15 protein-coding genes are annotated in these 19081 nt (G+C 74.7%); 4 read left to right on the top strand and 11 right to left on the bottom strand.

Annotated elements, in window-relative coordinates; all coding sequences use genetic code 11:
• Window positions 1-32 precede the first annotated feature (32 nt).
• The gene (gene otsB, locus E1182_RS03970; protein ID WP_371687510.1) at window positions 33-2594 is read left to right on the top strand and encodes a trehalose-phosphatase; all 2562 of its coding nucleotides are present in this window, start codon (window positions 33-35) and stop codon (window positions 2592-2594) included.
• 91 nt (window positions 2595-2685) lie between these two features.
• Here otsB and cobA read toward each other — a convergent pair whose 3' ends face one another.
• The 3 genes from cobA to cobC are packed head-to-tail and all read right to left on the bottom strand — an operon-like array spanning window position 2686 to window position 6136.
• Window positions 2686-3900: a uroporphyrinogen-III C-methyltransferase gene (cobA, locus tag E1182_RS03965; protein ID WP_132261248.1), complete on the bottom strand. Its 1215-nt coding sequence runs from the start codon at window positions 3898-3900 to the stop codon at window positions 2686-2688.
• Window positions 3897-4967 carry a nicotinate-nucleotide--dimethylbenzimidazole phosphoribosyltransferase gene (cobT, locus tag E1182_RS03960; RefSeq protein WP_132261288.1) on the bottom strand — a complete coding sequence of 357 codons (1071 nt, stop codon included), beginning with the start codon at window positions 4965-4967 and terminating at the stop codon, window positions 3897-3899. Before cobT ends, cobA begins: the two co-directional genes overlap by 4 nt.
• Complete coding sequence (gene cobC, locus E1182_RS03955) at window positions 4967-6136, bottom strand: Rv2231c family pyridoxal phosphate-dependent protein CobC (RefSeq protein WP_132261247.1); 1170 nt, start codon at window positions 6134-6136, stop codon at window positions 4967-4969. The genes cobT and cobC overlap by 1 nt, the downstream gene beginning before the upstream one ends.
• A gap of 123 nt (window positions 6137-6259) precedes the next feature.
• On the opposite strand from cobC, the gene E1182_RS03950 reads away from it, so the two are divergent.
• Window positions 6260-8392: a transglycosylase domain-containing protein gene (locus E1182_RS03950; RefSeq protein ID WP_132261246.1), complete on the top strand. Its 2133-nt coding sequence runs from the start codon at window positions 6260-6262 to the stop codon at window positions 8390-8392.
• Between the two features lie 143 nt (window positions 8393-8535).
• Here E1182_RS03950 and E1182_RS03945 read toward each other — a convergent pair whose 3' ends face one another.
• On the bottom strand, window positions 8536-9105 hold the full coding sequence (locus tag E1182_RS03945) for a GNAT family N-acetyltransferase (protein ID WP_132261245.1): 570 nt from the start codon (window positions 9103-9105) through the stop codon (window positions 8536-8538).
• Entirely contained in the window at window positions 9102-10550 is a 1449-nt protein-coding gene (locus E1182_RS03940; protein WP_132261244.1) for a cobyrinate a,c-diamide synthase, read from the bottom strand. Before E1182_RS03940 ends, E1182_RS03945 begins: the two co-directional genes overlap by 4 nt.
• A 172-nt stretch (window positions 10551-10722) precedes the next feature.
• Here E1182_RS03940 and E1182_RS03935 point away from each other — a divergent pair, with 172 nt between their 5' ends.
• The gene (locus E1182_RS03935) at window positions 10723-11541 is read left to right on the top strand and encodes an SURF1 family protein (RefSeq protein WP_132261243.1); all 819 of its coding nucleotides are present in this window, start codon (window positions 10723-10725) and stop codon (window positions 11539-11541) included.
• Between the two features lie 9 nt (window positions 11542-11550).
• On the opposite strand, the gene E1182_RS03930 is transcribed toward E1182_RS03935, so the two are convergent.
• The 4 genes from E1182_RS03930 to E1182_RS03915 all read right to left on the bottom strand — a co-directional run bounded on the left by E1182_RS03930 (window position 11551) and on the right by E1182_RS03915 (window position 15697).
• Window positions 11551-13143 carry an ATP-dependent DNA ligase gene (locus E1182_RS03930; RefSeq protein WP_243706025.1) on the bottom strand — a complete coding sequence of 531 codons (1593 nt, stop codon included), beginning with the start codon at window positions 13141-13143 and terminating at the stop codon, window positions 11551-11553.
• 69 nt (window positions 13144-13212) lie between these two features.
• Window positions 13213-13419, bottom strand: a complete 207-nt coding sequence (locus E1182_RS03925) for a hypothetical protein (RefSeq protein WP_132261242.1) — start codon at window positions 13417-13419, stop codon at window positions 13213-13215.
• A 142-nt stretch (window positions 13420-13561) separates the two neighbouring features.
• A complete protein-coding gene (locus E1182_RS03920; protein WP_207921263.1) occupies window positions 13562-14914 on the bottom strand; it encodes a dipeptidase in 1353 nt (450 codons plus the stop codon).
• A gap of 36 nt (window positions 14915-14950) precedes the next feature.
• Window positions 14951-15697: a uridine kinase gene (locus E1182_RS03915; RefSeq protein WP_371687509.1), complete on the bottom strand. Its 747-nt coding sequence runs from the start codon at window positions 15695-15697 to the stop codon at window positions 14951-14953.
• A 65-nt stretch (window positions 15698-15762) separates the two neighbouring features.
• Here E1182_RS03915 and E1182_RS03910 point away from each other — a divergent pair, with 65 nt between their 5' ends.
• Window positions 15763-16164 (top strand): rhodanese-like domain-containing protein, encoded by a 402-nt coding sequence (locus E1182_RS03910; protein ID WP_132261286.1) that lies wholly within the window; start codon window positions 15763-15765, stop codon window positions 16162-16164.
• 136 nt (window positions 16165-16300) lie between these two features.
• Here the strand turns inward: E1182_RS03910 and E1182_RS03905 are convergent, their stop codons facing one another.
• Both E1182_RS03905 and E1182_RS03900 read right to left on the bottom strand, forming a co-directional pair.
• Window positions 16301-17842: a cobyric acid synthase gene (locus E1182_RS03905; protein ID WP_132261240.1), complete on the bottom strand. Its 1542-nt coding sequence runs from the start codon at window positions 17840-17842 to the stop codon at window positions 16301-16303.
• Window positions 17839-18912, bottom strand: a complete 1074-nt coding sequence (locus E1182_RS03900) for a cobalamin biosynthesis protein (protein WP_132261239.1) — start codon at window positions 18910-18912, stop codon at window positions 17839-17841. Before E1182_RS03900 ends, E1182_RS03905 begins: the two co-directional genes overlap by 4 nt.
• Between the last annotated feature and the right edge of the window lie 169 nt (window positions 18913-19081).

Here is a 19081-nt window from a genome sequence, read left to right as displayed (position 1 = left end):
CCATCGACATCGTGACCCCGCCCGCGGGGACGATGGATCCCGAGCTGCGCGCGGCCATCGGGCGGATCGCCCGGGTGCCGCAGCTCCTGGTCGCCTGCGACTACGACGGCACGCTCGCGCCGATCGTCGCGGACCCGAGCAAGGCGGTACCGCTGCCGGAGTCGGTGGCCGCGGTGCGCGCCCTCGCCGCGCTGCCGCAGACCACCGTCGCGGTGGTCTCCGGTCGTGCGCTGCGGGACCTGGCCGCGCTGTCCCGGCTGCCCAGCGAGGTGCACCTGGTCGGCAGCCACGGCTCCGAGTTCGACATCGGCTTCGTCGAGCGGCTCTCCCCCGAGTTGGTCGCCGTCCGCACCCGGCTGCGCGACGCGCTGCGCGAGATCGCCGTGGCCCATCCCGGGATCCGGCTGGAGCGCAAACCGGCCAGCGTCGCCGTCCACACCCGCGGGGTGGACCCGCAGGTCGCCGCCGCGGCCGTCGAGGCGGTCCGCAACGGCCCCGCGACCTGGCCGGACGTCACCGTCACCCAGGGCAAGGAGGTCATCGAACTGTCGGTGGTCGCCACCCACAAGGGCACCGCGGTCGACCAGTTGCGTACCCAGCTGTCGGCCAGCGCGGTGCTGTTCATCGGCGACGACGTCACCGACGAGAACGCCTTCGGCAACCTGCACGGTCCCGACATCGGCATCAAGATCGGTCCCGGGGACACCCAGGCGCACTTCCGGGTCGCCGAGCCGCTCGACGCGGCCCGGGCGCTCGGCCTGCTGCTGGAGACCCGGCGGCACTGGCTCTTCGGCGAGCGGGCCGTGCCGATCGAACGGCACTCGATGCTGGCCAACGGCCGGACGGTCGCCCTGCTCACCCCCGAGGCCAAGGTCACCTGGCTCTGCCACCCCAAGCCCGACTCGGCCGCGATCTTCGCCGACCTGGTCGGCGGCAGCCCGGCCGGTCACTTCACCGTCGGGCCGGAGAAGGGTGGCATCCCGCTCGGGCAGCGCTACCGCAGCGGCACGATGACCGTGGAGACCCGCTGGTCCGGCCTGACCGTCACGGACTGGCTGGACCTGCCGGCCACCGAGACCACCCCGGACGGCCCGGCCGTGGTCAGCGGCGACTCCATCCTGGTCCGGGTGCTCACCGGCACCGGGCGGGCCCGCATCGAGTTCGCTCCCCGTCCCGAGTTCGGGCAGGTTCAGGTCCAGCTCCAGCCGATGGACGACGGCCTGCTGGTGCTCGGCTCGAACGAGCCGGTGTCGCTGTACGCCCCCGGGGTGGAGTGGGAGGTCGGCAACGACGGCGGGTACGAGACCGCGCGGGCCGTGGTCGACCTGCGCGCCGCCGGTGGGCAGGTCGTGCTGGAGCTGCGCTTCGGCACGCACAGCCTGGAGCACCACCTGGTGCCGGTCCACGAGCGGCAGGCCGCGGCCGAGCGGCCGTGGAAGGACTGGGTGGCCTCGCTGCGGCTGCCGAACACCGAACGCGAACTGGTCGCCCGCAGCGCACTCACCCTGCGCGGGCTCTGTCACCAACCCACCGGTTCGATCCTGGCCGCCGCCACCACCTCACTGCCCGAGGAACTGGGCGGCGTCCGGAACTGGGACTACCGGTACTGCTGGCTGCGCGACGCCGCGATGACCGCTCGCGCGCTGGTCGACCTCGGCTCCACCGAGGAGGCCGAGGGGCTGCTGCGCTGGATCGACGGCGTCATCGAACGCACCGGCGGGCACCCGGAGCGGCTGCACCCGCTCTACACCGTGGACGGCTACGAGCTGGGTGCCGAGGCGGTCATCGACACCCTGCCCGGGTACGCCGGCTCCCGGCCGGTCCGGGTCGGCAACCTGGCCAACCACCAGCTCCAGCTCGACGTGTTCGGGCCGGTCGCCGATCTGATCGCCGCCGTGGCCGACGCCCGAGGCTCGGTCCGCGAGGACGAGTGGCGGGTGCTGGAGAACATGGTCGAGGCGGTCCGTCGCCGCTGGCACGAGCCCGACCACGGCATCTGGGAGGCCCGCCTGCCGCCCCGGCACCACGTCTTCTCCAAGGTGATGCTCTGGATGACGGTGGACCGGGCGCTGCACGTGGTACGCCAGCACGGTGGCGAGGACCGGCCCGAGTGGGTGGAGCTGCGGGACCGGATCGGCGCCAACGTGCTGGAGAACGGCTGGCACGAGGAGGTCGAGGCGTACAGCGTCGCGTACGGCGACGAGGACATGGACGCCTCCTCGCTCTGGATCGGCCTGTCCGGGCTGCTCCCCGGCGACGACCCGCGCTTCCTCTCCACGGTGCTGCGGATCGAGGCGGACCTGCGCAGCGGCCCGGTCGTCTACCGGTACCACTGGGACGACGGCCTGCCCGGTCGGGAGGGCGGCTTCCACATCTGCACGGCGTGGCTGGTCGAGGCGTACCTGCGCACCGGTCGCCGTACCGACGCCGAGGAGCTGTTCACGCAGATGGTCGACACCGCCGGCCCGACGGGACTGCTTCCCGAGCAGTACGACCCGCTGGCCGAACGTGGCCTGGGCAACCATCCGCAGGCGTACAGCCACCTGGGCCTGGTCCGCTGCGCGCTGCTGCTGGACAACATGCTCAAGCAGTGACCGACCGAAGACGGCGGGCCCCGGACCGCGGTCCGGGGCCCGCCGTCTTCTCCCGGCAGGTCCACTCCGTTTCAGGGCGGGGCGGAGCGGGTCACCCGTCGAGCGCGCCGACCACGTCGCCGATCACCACGATGGCGGGCGGACGCAGGCCCGCCACCGCCACGTCCGTCGCCACCGCGCCGAGGGTCGACCGCAGGGTGCGCTGGGTGCCGGTGGTGCCCTCCTGGATCACCGCGACCGGGGTGGCCGGGTCCTTGCCGTGGCCGACGAGGGTGGCCGTGATCGCCGCCAGGTTCTTCAGACCCATCAGCACCACCAGGGTGCCGCGCAGGTCGGCCAGGGCCGCCCAGCGCACCAGCGAGTCCGGTGAGTCCGGAGCGACGTGCCCGGAGACGACGGTGAACTCGTGGGCCACCGCCCGGTGGGTGACCGGGACGCCGGCGACCGCCGGCACGGCGATCGCGCTGGTCACCCCGGGAACCACGGTCACCGGTACGCCGGCGGCGGCGCAGGCCAGCAACTCCTCGCCGCCGCGGCCGAAGACGTACGGGTCACCCCCCTTGAGCCGGACCACGAACCTCCCGGCCAGCGCCCGCTCCACCAGGATCCGGTTGATCTCCTCCTGTGCGCGGGACGGCCCGTACGGGATCTTCGAGGCGTCGACCAGCTCGACGTCGGGGCGCAACTCGTCGAGCAGCAGCCCGGGAACGAGCCGGTCGGCCACCACCACGTCCGCCTCGGTGAGCAGCCGCCATCCCTTGACGGTGATCAGCTCGGGGTCGCCGGGGCCGGCCCCGACCAACGCCACCCGCCCGGGTTCGACCCCGGTGGACGCCGTCGCGACCAGCCCGGTTCGGACGGTCAGCAGCTCGCGCACCGCGTCACGGACACCCATCGCCCGGCGCGGATCCCCGCCGCCGAACACGGCCACGGTGACCGGGCCGTGCCGGGTCACCGCCGGGGTCCAGGCGGTGGCGGCGGCCCGATCGTCGGCGCGTACGCAGAAGACGCGCCGCTCGGCGGCGGCGGCGCTGACCGCTGCGGCGGCGAGCCGGTCGTCGACGGCGACCTGGACCAGCCAGGCCCCGTCGAGGTCATCCGGTTCAAAGCGGCGGGGCGCCCAGTGCAGCCGACCGGCGTCGACGTGCGCGCGCAGGGCAGGGGTCAGCTCCGGCGCGACGAGGAACACGTCGGCGCCCGCCTCGAGCAGCGCCGGCACCCGCCGGGTGGCGACGGCTCCCCCGCCCACCACGACCACCCGGCGGCCGGTGAGGCGCAACCCGAGGGGATAGGGAGTGGCGGTCACTTCTCCGAGACCCCCGCCGCATCGAAGGTGGCGACCTCGTGCAGCACCCGCACCGCGCCGGTGACCACCGGCAGCGCCAGCAGCGCCCCGGTGCCCTCACCGAGGCGCAGCCCGAGATCGATCAGCGGGTCCAGCCCGAGGTGGCGCAGCGCGACACTCGCGCCCGGCTCGGCCGACCGGTGACCGGCCACCATCGCGCCGACCGCGTCCGGGGCGAAGGCCGCCGCCGCGAGCGCGGCGCTGGCCGCGATCACGCCGTCCAGCAGCACCGGGACGCGGCGGGCGGCACCGCCCAGGATCAGGCCGACCAGCGCGGCGTGCTCCAGCCCACCGACGGCGGCCAGCACGCCCAGCGGGTCTACCGGGTCGGGCCGGTGCCGGCGCAGCGCGGCCCGCACCACGTCGATCTTGCGCTGGTACGTCTCGTCGTCGACCCCGGTGCCACGCCCGGTGACCGCCGCCGGGTCGACGCCGGTGAAGGCGGCGATCAGCGCGGCGGAAGGGGTGGTGTTGCCGATACCCATGTCGCCGGTCAGCAGGATGCCGGCACCGGCGTCGACCAGTTCGTCGGCGACCCGGACGCCGGTCTCCACCGCCGCCCGAGCCTCGTCACGGGTGAGGGCGGCGGTGACGGTCATGTCCCGGGTGCCACGGCGGACGTTCGCGGCCACCAGCCGGGGCCCCACCGACACCTCGGCGGCACCGACCGGCGGGACGGTGGCGACACCGACGTCGACCACGGTAACCGTGGCACCGGCCTGCCGGGCGAAGGCGTTGACCACCGCACCGCCGGCCAGGAAGTTGCCGATCATCTGGACGGTGACCTCCTGCGGCCAGGGGGTCACGCCCTGGGCGTGCACACCGTGGTCACCGGCGAAGATCGCGACCGCGGCCGGCTCGGGCAGTGGTGGCGGGCAGGTCCCGGCCAGCCCGGCGAGGCGCACCGAGAGGTCTTCCAGGGCGCCGAGGGAGCCGGCCGGCTTCGTCAACCGCGCCTGGAGGTCCCGGGCGGCGGCCACCGCCGGCTCGTCGAGCGGCCGGATCGCCGCGATCGTGGTTTCCAACATCATGCCTCCAGGATCTCGCGCAGTACCCGGGTGAACGCGTCGGAGGTGGCCGGGTCCCGGACGGCCACCCGAAGCCAGTCGGAGCCCAGCCCCGGGAAGGTGTCGCCGCGGCGCACCGCCCAGCCCCGCTCGCGCAGCGTCTCACGTACCCGGTCCGCGCCGGGCAGGTGGATCAGAACGAAGGCGCTGGCCGGGCGGCCCGCCACGCGTACCCCGGGCAGGGCCGCCAGGCGGGCGACGAGGTGGTCGCGGTCGGCGGCGAGTCGGGCGGCGATGGCGCGCTCGGCCGCGACGGCGGCCGGGGTGGCGATCGCGGCGGCGGCGGCCAGCGCCGGGGTGGAGACGGCCCAGAGTGGCTGCCCGGCCGCGAAGCGCGCCAGCAGCGCGGCCTCACCGAGCAGGTAGCCGATGCGCAGGCCGGCCAGGCCCCAGGTCTTGGTGAGGCTGCGGACCACCACCAGGCCGGGCAGGTCGCGTCGGGCGGCCAGTGACTCCGGCTCGCCGTCGACGCCCGCAGCGAGGGTGGTGTCGGCGAACGCCTCGTCGACCACCAGGACCCGGCCGGGCCGGGCCAGCGCGGCCAGGTCGGCGGCGGGGTGCAGCACCGAGGTGGGGTTGGTGGGGTTGCCGATCATCACCAGGTCGGCGTCGGCGGGCACCCGCGCCGGGTCGAGCCGGAAGCCCTCGTCCGGGTCGAGCAGCAGCCGCTCGACGGTGTGCCCGGCGGCCCGCAGCGCCGCCTCCGGCTCGGTGAACTGCGGGTGCACCACCACCGGTCGGCGTACCCCGGTCAGCGCGCGGGCGATCAGCACGAACCCCTCGGCGGCGCCGGCGGTGAGCAGCACCTCCTGCGGGGGACGGCCGTGCCGGGCGGCGACGGCCGCGCGGGCCGGCCGGGAGTCGGGGTACGCGGCCAGGTCGGCCAGGGCCGCGGTGACCGGGTCGGCCAGCCAGTCCGGCATCTGGTCGCGGCGGACGTTGACCGCCAGGTCGACCAGGCCGGGGGTGGCCTCGGCGTCGCCGTGGTGGGCGAGGTCGGGTTCGACGCTGGCGCTGCCCGGTTCCGGGCCGCCGGTGGCGGGACCTTCCCCGACGGCCGGCTCCGGGCCGCCGGGGGTGGCCGGCCCGTCCTCGACGGCCGGCTCCGCGCCGATCAGTTGCCCACGCATGTCCGGCATCCTGCCGGGAAGCCGTCCCACTGCACAGCCGGACCCACCGTGGGCCACGTCACCACGTCATCTCGTTCATGAGTTCTTCTCATGGACGAATCGGAAATGTCATAACTTGAGGCCGTGAGCTACCGACCCCTCGCCGCCGCTGGTCGTTCCCTCCCACTGCTGCGTGCCGGCCTGATCACCGGCCTCGTCGTCGCCGCGCTGGCCTATCCACTGGCCGCCGCCACCGGCCTGGGCGCCAAGGCCACCGCGCACGCCCTGGAGCACAAGACCAACATTCTGCGCACCGCCATGCCGGCCGAGACGTCGTACCTCTACGCTCCGGACGGCAAAACCGTGCTGACCATGTTCTACGAGGAGTACCGGCAGTACACGAAGCTGTCGGACATGTCGCCGAACATCCAGCAGGCGATCATCGCCGCCGAGGACAACCGCTTCCACCAGCACCGCGGCGTCGACCCGAAGGGCGTCGCGCGCGCCTTCGTGGCCAACGCCCACTCCAGCGGCGTCTCCCAGGGCGCCTCCACCATCACCATGCAGTACGTCCGGATGGCGCTGCGGGACAGCGCCACCAGCCCGAAGGAGGTCCAGGAGGCCACCGAGCAGACCAGCATGCGCAAGATCAAGGAGATGCGCATGGCGCTGGACATCGAGGAGGAGCTGACCAAGGACGAGATCCTGGAGCGCTACCTCAACTCGGCGTACTTCGGTCACCGGGCGTACGGCATCTACGCCGCCGCGCAGATCTTCTTCTCCAAGACCCCGGCCACCCTCACCCCGGTCGAGGCGGCCACCCTCGCCGGGCTGGTCAAGTCCCCGTCCGAGTACGACCCGATCACCTCGGACAAGAAGGCCGCGACCGGACGGCGCAACTACGTGCTCGACCGAATGGCGCAACTCGGCTACCTGTCGCCGGACGCCGCCGCGGCGGCCAAAGCCGAACCGATCCGCACCAGGGTCACCGTCCCGGCCAACGACTGCGCCGCCATCAATACCAAGCACGTCACCTGGGGCTTCTACTGCGACTACGTGAAGAACTGGTGGAGCGCGCAGCCCGCCTTCGGCCAGAACCGGCTGGAGCGGATGGACAAACTACGCCGCGGCGGCTACCGGATCGTGCTGGCCCTCGACCCGAAGGTCCAGGCGGCGGCCGAGCAGAACGTCGGCGCCAAGGAGAACGTCGGCAGCCCGTTCGCCAACGGCATCGTGGTCGCCGAGCCGGGCACCGGCCGGATCAAGGCGATGGCGGTCAACCGGAACTACTCACTGGACCTGAGCGAGAACGGCCCCAGTTCCAATCCGGAGGCCGGCCCGAACATCAAGGCCAACTACCCGAACACGGTCGCACCCCTGCTCGGTGGCGGCACCCTCCCCGGCTACCAGGCGGGCTCGACGTTCAAGATGTTCCCGATGCTCGCCGCCCTCGACGCCGGCATGCCACTGTCGACCGCGTTCGACTCGCCGCACCGCTACCACTCCGAGGTGTACGACGGCTGGTCGCCGTCCAACGCCAGCGGCGCGATGACCGGCCGGCAGACCATGTGGTCCGGCTTCGGCAAGTCGGTGAACACCTACTTCGTCTGGCTGGAGGAGCAGGTCGGCGCGGACCGGGCGGTGCGCATGGCCGAACAGCTCGGCCTGCGCTGGCGTACCGACGTGGACCGCGAGCACGCCTCGCCGGCCAAGGCCAAGAAGTGGGGCGCGTTCACCCTGGGCGTCTCCGACGCCACCCCGCTGGAGATGGCCAACGCGTACGCCGCGGTCGCCGCCGACGGGCGCTACTGCGAGGCGATCCCGGTCAACTCGATCACCAAGCGGGACGGCACACCCGCCACCTACCGGACCGCCAGCGGGATCGAACGCGAGGTGGCCAAGCCGCGGTGCCGGCAGGTGGTGAGCGCCGACGCGGCCCGCGCCGCCACCGACGCCGCCCGGTGCCCGACCGGCGACACCCCGGCCAGGGGAAGCTGCGGCGGCTGGTCGACCGCGGACAGCGTCCGGGGCACGGTGGGCCGTCCAGTCGCCGGCAAGACCGGCACCACGGACAGCACCCGTACGGCCTGGTTCGTCGGCTACACCCCGGAACTCGCGGCGGCCAGCTTCATCGCCGACCCGGACAACCCGTTCAACGCCGTGGGTGACGGGCAGTCCCAGATCCCCATCCAGGCGGTGGCCAACACCCTCAAGGCGGCCCTCAAGGGCACACCGGTCCGCCAGTTCACCCCACCGTCTGATCAGATCGTGGGGTGACCGGGAGCGGTCGAGGGCTCCGTGACGGGAATGGTGCGGTTCCTGCCATGGAGCCCCCGGCATGCCTGCCGTCGCGGCACCACCGGCTGCCCGGCCGCGCGTCCCGCCCAAGGCCGCCCGCACGCCCAACACCACCCGCCCGATCAGTGCAGGTCGGCGGCGACCAGGGACCACAGCTCCAGATCGGCCCGGGCGCCCCGGACGAAACCCGCGTTGCGCAGCAGCCCCTCGTAGCTGAACCCGGCCTTCTCGGCCACCCGGCGCGACGCCGTGTTGCCCGGCGCGACGCGCAGCTCCACCCGCTGGAAACCGTGCTCCAGGATCAGCGCGATGGCCAGCGCGTCCACCGCCTCGGCGGCCAGGCCGTAGCCGCGGGCGTGCGGGGCCAGGGCGTACGACACCTCGGTGAGCCGGGCACCCCAGTCGGTGCGCCTGGTCCACAGGCAGCCGACCACCCGGTCGTCCTCCCGGCGCAGCACCGCGTAGTGGTCGCCGTCGCCGCTGTCCCGGCGTTGCCGGGCCAGGTCGGTGCACCAGGCCAGCCCGTCGATGCGCCCGGTGGGATCGGCCACCGGCAGCCACCGTTGGGTCTGCCGGTCGGCGAAGACCTCGTCCACCGCCTTCGCGTCGGCCGCGACGAGCTGGCGCACCTCCGTACGCGGCGTGGAGACGGTCAGCTCCGGGAAGCGGCGCACCGCCACCTGCCCGATCACGCCGGAGCCCCGACGCCCTCGGCCTGCCGGGCCGCCGCGACCAGCCGGGCCGCCATCGCCGGATCCGCCGCCCAGTGCAGGCCGAGCTGCGAGGCGTGCACCCCCCGCCAGACGAAACCCTCCGGCGCGCCACCACCCCAGTCCCACGCCGGATGCTCTCCGGCGCGGGGGGTGAGCACCGCCGCGTGCTGCTTGTAGCCCCGCACGGTCGCGCCCGCCTCGGCGACCACGCTGGCCGTACGGGCGGTCGCCTCCCGGTAGCCCACCACCAGGCCGTCGCGGGTCACGCCGGTCGCGTCCAGCACCCCGCACATCGGTAGGCCGTCCAGCTCCCGGGACAGCCAGAGCAGGCCGGTGCCCTCGGCGACCACCGGGCGGCCGGTGCGGGCCAGCTCGGCCACCGCGATGCAGAGCCGGCGGTTGGCGGAAAGATCCCGGGCGCACACCTCGGGCAGACCGGCCCCGATCACCAACGCCCTGGTGCCGGCGGGCAGCGCCTCGTCGCGCAGCGGGTCGAGGGTGACCACCTCGGCACCGGCGGCCCGCAGCAGCTCGGCCGTTTCCGGGTAGCTGAAGCCGCCGCCCGACCCGCCGGCCAGCGCGACCACCGGGGCGGACGAGGCGACGGCGTCGCCACCGATCCCCGGCCCGACCGCAGCACCACCGACCGCGGCCCCGCCGGCTCCCGGCCCGGACACGAGGGCCGCCAGCTCGCCCGTCGCCGACCAGGCCGGAATCGACAGGGCTGGCGCGGATCGGCCCAGGGCGAGCAACCGGTCCAGCTCGACGGTGGCGGCGACCGCCTCGCCGAGCCGACGCACCGCCCGGGCGGCCTCGGGATCCTGCCCGACCACCGGCAGCACCCCGTGCCGGCGGGCGGGCAGCACCGGCGGCAGCTCGTGGCGGCGCAGCGCGCCGTAGACCGGCACGTCGATGTCGTCGAGCGCCTCACGGAGCATCGTCTCGTGCCGCGGGGAGGCGACCTGGGTGAGGATCACCCCGGCCAGCCAGAGCTGCTCGTCGTACGACCGGAAACCGTGCACCAGGGCGGCCACCGACTGACCCATCGCGGCCACGTCCACCACCAGCACCACCGGACTACGCAGCGCGGTGGCGACCGCCGCCGTCGACTCCTCGTCCGGCCGGCCGGAGACCGAGTCGTACAGGCCCATGGTGCCCTGGACCACGGCCAGGCCGGCATTGGCCGCGCCGTGCGCGAAGATCGGCCCGAGCCGGTCCACGCCGACCAGCCGGGGATCCAGGTTCCGCCCGGGGCGACCGGCCGCCAGCCCCAGGTAGGCGGCGTCGACATGGTCCGGCCCGACCTTGAAGCCGGCGACCGGGACGCCCCGCTCGGCGAGCGCGGCGAGCAGACCGACGGCGAGGGCGTTCGTGCCGTGTCCGGAGGACGGCGCGCTGAGCACGAGGCGCGGCACCGCGGTCATCATCGACTCCTCGCAGGCGACAGGAAGTGACGCACGGACGACCGGGAGGAAGCACCCGTGTGGTCCGCTCGCGTGACCATACCCGCCCGGATCAACCGGTGGCGGCCACCGGGCGGACGGCACCGAGGGCCGTCACGACGGGTGCCGGCGACCGTCCGGGTAGCCTCGTGCTGTGTACCGGTTCCTGCTGACCCCACGCTGGCTGGGCATCCTCGCGCTGACTCTGGTCGCCGCCGCGGTGATGGTGCTGCTCGGCAACTGGCAGCTGGACCGCTACCGGGAACGTACGGCGGTCAACGAGCGCATCGACGCCGGCAGCCGGGGGGCCGCCACGCCGCTGGGCGACCGGGTGCCGGCCCCCACCGGCGGCGCGGGCACCGCCGGCCCGGCCCCCGCCGAGCAGGACGAGTGGAGCCGGGTCACCGTCACCGGCCGGTACGACCCGACGAACGTGGTCCTGGTCCGTGGTCGGACGGTGGACCGCACCGTGGGTTTCGAGGTGGTCGTCCCGCTGCTCCTCGCCGACGGCACCGCCGTGCTGGTCGACCAGGGTTGGATACCGCCCCTGCCGGGCGCCGGGGCGATGACCCCGCCGCGGGTGCCGGCCCTACCCGCCGGCGAGGTGACCGTGGTGGGGCGGGTGCACCCGACCGAGACCGGCGGCAGTGGGGTGCAGCGGCGCGACGGCCGGTTGGAAACCCGCCGGATCACCGTCGGCAAGCTCGCCGCCGAGCTGCCCTACCCGGTGTACGGGGCGTACCTGCTGCTCGACGAGCAGACTCCGGCGCAGGACCCGACCTTCAAGGCGGTGTCGATCGGGCACACCAACAACTGGCAGAACCTCGGCTACGTCGTCCAGTGGTGGATCTTCGCGGGGATGACGCTGGTCGGGTACGCCTGGGTGGCCCGTCGGGAGGCGCACCGCGCGGCCGGACCCGATCGGCCGGCGGGCCCGGTCGACCGGGCCGCCGAACCGGCCACACCGGTCTGACCCAACCGGTCACCCCCCGGCGTGGCCGGCGTGGATGGCCCGGACCATGTCGATGGTGTCCGCCTCGGCGGCGGTCTTGTCCTCCCGGTAGCGAACCACCCGGGCGAACCGCAGCGCCACCCCACCCGGGTAGCGGGAACTGGTCTGCACCCCGTCGAAGGCGATCTCGACCACCTGCTCGGGGCGGACCCGCACCACCCAGTCGCCGCGTTCGACGGCGAGGGCGAGGAACCGCTCGGTCTGCCAGCGCAGCAGCTCGTCGGTGAGGCCCTTGAACGTCTTGCCAAGCATCACGAAGCCTCCGGTGCGCGGGTCGCGCGCGCCGAGGTGCAGGTTTGACAGCCAGCCCTCCCGACGGCCGCTGCCCCACTCCACCGCGAGCACCACCAGGTCGAGGGTGTGCCGGGGCTTGACCTTGACCCAGGCCGCGCCGCGTCGCCCCGCGTCGTAGGGCGCGTCCGGCGCCTTCACCACGACACCTTCCTGGCCGGCGTCGAGCGCCGCCGCGAAGGCCACGCCGGCCTGCTCGGCGTCGTCGACCTCCATCCGACCCACCAGCAGCGACTCGTCGACCGTGCCGGCCAGCGCCGCCCACCGCTCCCGGCCCGGCCGGTCGATCAGATCCGTCCCGTCCAGGTGCAGCAGGTCGAAGAAGTACGGCGTGAGCACCGCGTCGCCGGTGGTCCGGGCGGCGGCGAGCACCGCCGGCGCCACCGGCGTGCCACCGGTGGTGCTGGGCGTGGCGCGGCGGGCGGCCCGGCTGGAGGTCTGTTGGAACGGCAGCGGCCGGCCGGCCGCGTCCAGCCCGATCGCCTCGCCGTCGAGCACCAGGTCCCGTGCCGGGAGCGCGCGGACGGCGGCCACCACCTCCGGGACCCGGGTGGTGATCTCGTCGAGGCTGCGGGTGAAGACCGCGATGTTGTCGCCCGAACGGTGCACCTGGATGCGGATGCCGTCCAGTTTGACATCGACCACCGCCGGTAGGCCGGTGGCCTCCACCGCCGCGTCGACCGTCGGTGCGCTCTGCGCCAGCATCGGGGCCAGCGGACGGCCCACCTGAAGCCCGAACCCGGCCAGCGCGGCGGCACCCCCGCCGAGCGCGGCAACCGCGACGACGCGCAGGTCACCGGCGAGCAGCAGGGCGCGTCGGACGGTGGCGACCGGCACCTGCGCCGCCCGGGCGACGGCGTCGACGAGCAGGCCCGCCTGGGCGCCCTGGCGCAGTTCGCCGCGGAACAGCCCGACCAGCAGTCGCTGCTCCTCGGCGGTGGCGGCGGCGAACAGCGCGCCGAGCAGCGCCCGCCGGCGGGCCTGCGAGCCGGGACCACGCACCGCGGCGATCTCCTCCACCGCCGCGTCGACGGCCGCGACGGTCAGCGTCGGCTCGGTCGCCGGGGGCGGCAGGTCACGCAGGCTGGCCCAGCCCACCCCGGTCTGCCGCTGACGCAGCTCACCGGCGAGGTAACCGGCACCGGCCGGCATCTCGGCCGGATCCAGCGACCGGAGGGCGGCGGCGAGCAACTCGACCTTGGCCCGCCGGCCGCTGGCGGCGGCGACGGCTGCGGAGGTGGCTGCCAGGTCGAGGAACCGCACGGCCCTCATCCTGCCAGCCACCCCCGACTCCACCCGGGTATTGCCGTACCCGGGTCGTCCGCCGGCGGTGGCCGGTGATCAGGCGGAGACCGGCTCCTCGATGCGCAGGCCGCGGGCGCGCACCCCGTCGGCGACCCGGGAGAGCACCGTGTCGAGGGCGACCAGCGCCGCGGAGAGCTCGCCGAGCTGATCCTTGAGCGTGTCCTCAGGCCACGCGGAGACGTCGACGTCCCCCAGAGCACTGACGGCGGCTTCGAGCCGCGACATCACCTCGTTCGTACGCATGTTCGAAAGGCTATAACAGCTGCGCACCCGACACACCGCAAACCTCGACATCCGCCCCAAAGTTACCGTTCCGCGACCTGGCCGGGAGGCTTTCACCACGACCGGTCGCGCCGCCTCCCGACGGCGTCCAGGGCCGGCCGGCTCAACCGGTCTGCCGGCCAACCTCGGCGACCTTGGCCAGCAGCAGCGCCTCGGCCAGACAGACCCGGGCGAACTCGCCGAGGTGCAGGCTCTCGTTCGGGCCGTGCGCCCCGGCGTGCGGATCCTCCACCCCGGTGACCAGGATCGCCGCCTCCGGAAACAACTCCTGGAAGGTGGCGATGAACGGGATCGAGCCGCCGACACCGATGTCGACCGGGTCGGTGCCGTCCCAGGCGGTCCGGAACGCCGACCGGGCGGCGTCGAACATCGGGCCGGTCGCGTCGATGACGCAGGGGGCACCGTCGTGCTCGAAAGTGATCGTGACCTGGGCGCCCCACGGCGTGTGCCGCTCCAGGTGGGCGCGGAGCGCGTCGTACGCCCGCTTCGGGTCGTCGCCCGGCGCCAGCCGTACGCTGAGCTTGGCCTTGGCCACCGGGACCAGCGCGTTGGGCGCCTCGGCGGTGGCGGGGGCGTCGACGCCGAGGATCGCCAGGGCCGGCTTGGTCCAGAGCCGGTCGGTGATCCGCCCGGTGCCGATCAGCGACCCGCCCTCCACCAGCCCGGCCTCGGCGCGGAACCGGTCCTCGGGGTAGTCGACGCTGGCCTCCTCCCGGCCGACCAGGCCCTCGACGGTCACGTTCCCGGCGTCGTCGTGCAGCGTGGACAGCAGCCGCACCAGGGCCGTCAGTGCGTCCGGCACCGGGCCGCCGAACATGCCGCTGTGCACCGCCTGGTCGAGGGTACGCAGCTCGACGAAGCAGTTGACGATGCCGCGCAGCGAGGTGGTCAGCGCCGGCACGCCGATGTCCCAGTTGGCGGAGTCGGCGATGACGATCACGTCGCAGGCGATCTCGTCGCGGTGCGTGGCGAGCAGCCGCTCCAGCGAGTCCGAGCCGTACTCCTCCTCGCCCTCGACGAACAGGACCACGCCGACCGGGAGCCGGTCGCCGAAGGCGCGCAACGCGGCGACGTGCGCCATGATGCCAGCCTTGTCGTCGGCGGCACCCCGGCCGTAGAGCCGGCCGTCCCGTTCGACCGGCTCGAACGGGTCGGACTCCCACAGCGATCGGTCGCCGACCGGCTGCACGTCGTGGTGGGCGTAGAGCAGCACGGTGGGCGCGCCGGGTGGGGCCGGCCTCGTCCCGATCACCGCGGGCTGACCGCCGGACCGCACGATCTTCGTGTCGAGGCCGCACCCGCGCAGCAGCTCGGCGACGGCCTCGGCGGAGCGCTCCACGTGCGAGTGGTCGAAGCCCTCGAAGGCGATGCCGGGGATGCGGACGAGGCGTTCCAGGTCGGCCCGGACACCGGGCAGTTCCCGCGCGACGGCGGCCCGGACCTCGGACTCGGACATGATCGAAGTGGTCATGACCGGCATCGTATGCCGGCCTTACCGGCCGGTACCCGCCCCGTCAGCCGCCGGGCCGGCCCTGTCCGCCGCCGGGCCGGCCCTGTCCGCCGCCGGGCCGGTCAGGTGCAGGTAGTAGCGGTCGGCGTCGTGCGGCAGCCGCGGCGCGCCGTCGACCACCAGGTCCACGTGCGCGGCGGTGGCGTCCGCGGCGAAGTGGATGCGTTCTCCCACGTGCCAGCGGTGCAGCTCGGGCAGGACGGTCGGGCCGTCGCGCGCCACCGCCCGGGCCAGGCGCAGCTCGGCGGGGGCGGTGACGTAGACCACCAGGCTGAGCTCCGGCCGGATCGCCGCCCGTGCCGCGCTCACCCCCTCCAGCAGCAGCACCGCAGCGACCGGCACCGGCACCGCCCGGGGCAGGAAGGCCCGCCGCACCCAGCTGTAGCGGTGGTACGCCCCCGGCCGCCCGGCCCGCAGCGGGGCCAGCACGCCGCGCTCCAGTCGGGGCCAGAAGGTGAGCTGGTCGTCCCAGCCGTCGAGCAGGTCGTCGGTGTGCACCACCGGCGGCCGCTGCCCGCCGACGAGCGGGGTGAGGGCGTCCGCGAGGCGCGCGGTGAAGAGGCTCTTGCCCGCGCCGCTCGGCCCGTCGACGGCCACCAGTCGGGTCCGCCCCAACCGCGCCGGCCGGGCCAGCACCCGCCGGGCCAGCGTCGCGTACGCCTCGACCACCGCCACCGTCACGCAGGTGACGCTAGTGGGTGTCCCCCGGGAGCCTGGTTCCACCGTCACGGGCCGGCGTTCCGCGGGCGGGCGACACCGGAGACGGGCATGATCTGGACGTGCTCAACGACGTGATGAGTCCGGGCGTGGACGCCCTACTGGAACAGGCCCGGGCGGGGCTGCGCCGGCTGAGCCCGCAGGAGACGGCCGAGGCGGTGCGGGCCGGCGCCCTGCTGGTCGACACCCGCACTGAGGCGCAGCGCCGCGAGCAGGGTGAGCTGCCTGGCGCGATCGTCATCGACCGGAACGTGCTGGAGTGGCGGCTCGACCCGGCCAGCGAGTGGCGCATCCCGGAGGCGACCGGCTACGACCGGGGGGTCGTCGTGGTGTGCCGGCACGGGTACAGCTCCAGCCTGGCCGCCGCGAGCCTGCAGGCGCTGGGGTTGCGCAACGCCACCGACATGGTCGGCGGGGTGCAGGCGTGGCTGGAGGCGGGGCTGCCGCTCAACGACGGACCGGCCGACGTCCGCCACTGATGACCCGCGCCGCCGGGGCGTTGCGGGCCGACCGTCGGCCCGGTCACTCCGGGAGGCGCCGCCACGATCGCGCGCCGTTGACGGTGAGGTGGGCGAGTTGCCCGAGCGCCGTCCGTCCTCGGTGTGCGCTCGGCGGTCAGGTCGTGGGGGGCGCTCCGGGCGGGATGAACGGCAGCCCGGCCGGTGGCCCGGACTGGATCAGCCGCCACAGCGCGTCGGTGTCCAGATGCTCCTCGACCAGGTCGCCGAGCAGGTCCAGGGAACGTTCGCGGACGGCGGCGAAGGCGGTGTCGGGGGCCACCCGGAAGCCGTGCCGGCCGGCGGCGCGGGCCGCCTCGGTGAGGAAACGGCGGCGGAACTCGTCGGACTCGAACGCGCCGTGCCAGTGGGTGCCGTACACCGTACCCAGCCGGGCGCCCTCGCCGCTGCCGTCGGCGTACCTGAGCAGCGACGGCAGGGCGGGATCGGCGGCCGAGACGTAGCCGTGGTGGATCTCGTAGCCGCGGACCGGGACGCCGTCGGCCGTCCCGGTGGACTGCCGGACGGTCTTGCGCGCGGCGAAGGTGATCTCGACGGGGAGCAGCCCCAACCCGGGGACGCTGCCCCGGCGGCTCTCCACCGGGTCGTGCACGACCCGGGCCAGCATCTGGAAGCCCCCGCAGATGCCCAGCAGCGGCCGACCGGCCGCCGCGTGCGCGGTGACCGCGTCGGCCAGGCCGGTCTCCCGCAGCCAGGCCAGGTCGGCGACGGTGGACTTGGAACCGGGCAGTACGACCAGGTCGGCGGCGGCCAGTTCGGCGGGTTCGACGGTCAGCCGGACCCGGACGCCGGGCTCGGTGGCGAGCGCCTCCACGTCGGTGGCGTTGCTGATCCGGGGCAGCCGGACCACCGCGACGTCGAGCCAGTCGGTGCCGTGCGGGGCGGCCGGCCGGCCGAGCACCCGCCCGTACGCCAGGGAGTCCTCGGCGTCGAGCCAGAGGTCGAGGTGCCAGGGCAGCACCCCGTACGTGGGTCGGCCGGTGACCCGGTGCAGCATGTCCAGCCCCGGTCGCAGCAGGCCGAGGTCACCCCGGAACTTGTTGATCACGAATCCGGCAACGAGCGCCTGGTCGGCGGGGTCGAGCAGGGCGACGGTGCCGAACATGGCGGCGAACACGCCGCCCCGGTCGATGTCACCGACCACGATGGCGGGCAGGCCGGCGTGCCGGGCCAGCCCCATGTTGACGTAGTCGCCGGCGCGCAGGTTGATCTCGGCCGGGCTGCCCGCGCCCTCGCAGATCACCACGTCGTATTCCGCGCGCAGCTCGGCCAGCGCCGCGTACGCGGTCTGGGCGAGGCGCGGACGCAGTTGTCGGAAGTTGCCGGCGGTGACCGTGTCGACGGCCTCGCCGAGCAGCACCACCTGGCTGGCCAGGTCGCTGCCCGGTTTCAGCAGCACCGGGTTGAAGCGGAGGTCCGGTGTGAGGCCGCAGGCCGCCGCCTGCATGGCCTGGGCCCGACCGATCTCGCCGCCCCGGCCGTCGGCGCCGACCACCACGGCGGAGTTGTTCGACATGTTCTGCGCCTTGAAGGGCGCCACCTTCACGCCGCGCCGGTGCAGCCACCGGCAGATGCCGGCGGTGAGGACGCTCTTGCCCGCGTCGGAGGTGGTGCCCGCGACGAGCAGGCCCCCGCTCACCGGCCCCTCCCCCGGCCCGCGCCCGTTCCCAGGCGCACCCGCGTTCCGAGGCGCACCCGCGCGGAGTCGTGCCCGCCCGGCGCGCGTAGCCGGTGCAGTCCCCGCCGGGCGGCCGTGCCCACCAGCCGCCCTCCCGTGACCGGCCAGGCCGCCGCGAGCGCCAGGGCGGCGAGCCCGACCGCGTTGGAGATCAGGGCGGCCCGGCGCAGGTGCCGCGCCTCGGGGCGGGGCCCGTCACCGAGGTAGGGGCGCACCTCGCAGCGGCCGAAGTAGACGTTGCGACCGCCGAGCCGAACGCCGAGGGCACCGGCCATCGCCGCCTCGCACTGCCCGGCGTTCGGACTGGGATGGTGGTTGCGGTCGCGTCGCCAGACCCGCCAGGCCCGGTTCCGGTCCCCGTCGGCGAGCGGGGCCACGGCGATGGTGAGCAGGCCGGTCAACCGGGCGGGCACCAGGTTGAGCACGTCGTCGAGGCGGGCCGCGGGGGTGCCGAACCGGGCGTACCGGGGCGAACGGTGGCCGACCATGGCGTCGAGGGTGTTGGCGGCGCGGTAACCGAGCAGGCCGGGCAGCCCGGCGACCGCTCCCCAGAGCAGGGGGGCCACCACGGCGTCGGAGGTGTTCTCGGCGACCGACTCGACGGTGGCCCGGGCCAGTTCCGGCTCGTCGAGGGTGGACGGGTCCCGCCCGCAGAGGTGGTTCAGCCGACGCCGGGCCGCCGGCAGGTCGCCGCCGCGCAGGGCGGCCCCCATCAGGTCGGCCTCGCGGCGCAGGGTGCGGCCACCCAGGACGCTCCAGGTGCCGGCCGCCACCAGCAGGGCCCGGACCAGGGGACGCCGCCGGGTGGCCACCGTGGCGGCGGCAGCGAGCAGGACCGGTGCGCCCACCGCGAGCGCGGTGAAGACCGCGCCGGCGGTGCGGTGGGGCCGGTGGATCCGCTGTTCCAGGGCTCCGGCCGCCCGACCGAATCCGGCGACCGGGTGCCAACGCGCCGGGTCGCCGAGAAGCCCGTCCAGCGCGTACCCCGCCACCAGCCCAACCGCGTTCGCCACGGCGGTCGTCTGACGCACAGTCACCACCTCCGGCCGGCCAGCCTAGCCGTACGCGGGGTGGCCACGTCCGCCGTCGCCACCCCGCCCCCCGTCCGTCCGCCGGTCGGGCGGACCCTCGGCCACCGCCGCCGCAGGTCACCGGCTCCGGTGCGGCGGCTCAGGCCGGCACCGGCACCCGCCCCCGGCC

It is taken from the genome of Micromonospora sp. KC721, assembly GCF_004348355.1.
GTDB lineage: Bacteria > Actinomycetota > Actinomycetes > Mycobacteriales > Micromonosporaceae > Micromonospora.
This window is presented reverse-complemented; position numbering and strand designations above follow the sequence as displayed.

Bases quoted from the DNA above. Each gene is read 5' to 3' on its own strand.
- cobT (WP_132261288.1), bottom strand. From the start codon at position 4,967: ATGTTGGAAACCACGATCGCGGCGATCCGGCCGCTCGACGAGCCGGCG.
- E1182_RS03940 (WP_132261244.1), bottom strand. From the start codon at position 10,550: ATGACCGCGGTGCCGCGCCTCGTGCTCAGCGCGCCGTCCTCCGGACAC.
- E1182_RS03910 (WP_132261286.1), top strand. From the start codon at position 15,763: ATGAGTCCGGGCGTGGACGCCCTACTGGAACAGGCCCGGGCGGGGCTG.
- E1182_RS03930 (WP_243706025.1), bottom strand. From the start codon at position 13,143: ATGAGGGCCGTGCGGTTCCTCGACCTGGCAGCCACCTCCGCAGCCGTC.
- cobC (WP_132261247.1), bottom strand. From the start codon at position 6,136: ATGCGTGGGCAACTGATCGGCGCGGAGCCGGCCGTCGAGGACGGGCCG.
- E1182_RS03920 (WP_207921263.1), bottom strand. From the start codon at position 14,914: ATGTCCGAGTCCGAGGTCCGGGCCGCCGTCGCGCGGGAACTGCCCGGT.
- otsB (WP_371687510.1), top strand. From the start codon at position 33: ATGGATCCCGAGCTGCGCGCGGCCATCGGGCGGATCGCCCGGGTGCCG.
- E1182_RS03925 (WP_132261242.1), bottom strand. From the start codon at position 13,419: ATGCGTACGAACGAGGTGATGTCGCGGCTCGAAGCCGCCGTCAGTGCT.